The organism is Bacillus sp. D48C (genome assembly GCF_053345735.1).
In genome coordinates this window covers 1,619-2,370 of the sequence record NZ_JBKFAQ010000032.1, presented here as the reverse complement: position 1 = coordinate 2,370, position 752 = coordinate 1,619, and the positions used below count along the sequence as shown (strand labels likewise).

Here is a 752-nt window from a genome sequence, read left to right as displayed (position 1 = left end):
ACATTGAAGAAAATCAAGATTTAGTAATGAAAGCTTTACAGGCTTATAAAGCAACATCAACAGAAGTAAAGGAAGACAGCAAGGCGAATGAATCAAGTCAGCTTAGTAACGTATAAGCATTTAAAAATGAAAAGGGAGTGAATGTATATGTCAATGTTGGAAACATTATCTCAAATGTTAGTGTTAGGTGATGCGATGGACGGTCTAATTAATACAGGGAATTCATTTATTGCATGGATGCAAAGAGGGGCAATGGTTAGTACAGCGATTGTATTTTGCTGGGGCGCTTATCTATTAATTTGGGGCGGTGAACGAGGAAGACATAAATGTATATGGTGGTTTCTTGGTGGGGCAGCCGGACTTGTTATCGTAATGGGATGCCAATACTTAGCAGAGAGCGTAAATAGTAATGTGAAATTTGGTCAAATCTTATTCCCGTTTTTCTGGATGAAATAGTGAAAAAATATAAATAAGGCAATGAGGAGGCTATGCAAAAGGTATGGCTTTTTTTGTTGCCTTTTTTCATTGGAATTTAAAGTAGATGTGAGAAAGGAGAAGCCATGTTTGTCATTTTTAAGAGTAGCAATGGAACAGAAATTGAGTCGGGTAAGCAATATTCGTTTCATGAAGCTTATATCTTAACGAAGCGATTAGAACGAGTTTATAGAGAGGCAGGGCGGCAAGAACATATTGATTTCGATTTGTTAGATGGTCATTCTAATGAAATTTATAACGGTACGTTATCGCTTGGG

At 36.8% G+C, this 752-nt stretch carries 1 protein-coding gene and 1 pseudogene; both read left to right on the top strand.

Annotation, left to right across the window (positions count from 1 at the left end):
* The first annotated feature begins 147 nt into the window (after positions 1 to 147).
* On the top strand, positions 148 to 456 hold the full coding sequence (locus ACLBXA_RS29260; RefSeq protein ID WP_000062187.1) for a hypothetical protein: 309 nt from the start codon (positions 148 to 150) through the stop codon (positions 454 to 456).
* A 104-nt stretch (positions 457 to 560) separates the two neighbouring features.
* Positions 561 to 752: pseudogene (locus ACLBXA_RS29255) on the top strand (hypothetical protein); the annotation flags it as partial.

Excerpts from the sequence above, each read along its gene's own strand:
- ACLBXA_RS29260 (WP_000062187.1), top strand. The coding sequence starts at position 148 with ATGTCAATGTTGGAAACATTATCTCAAATGTTAGTGTTAGGTGATGCG.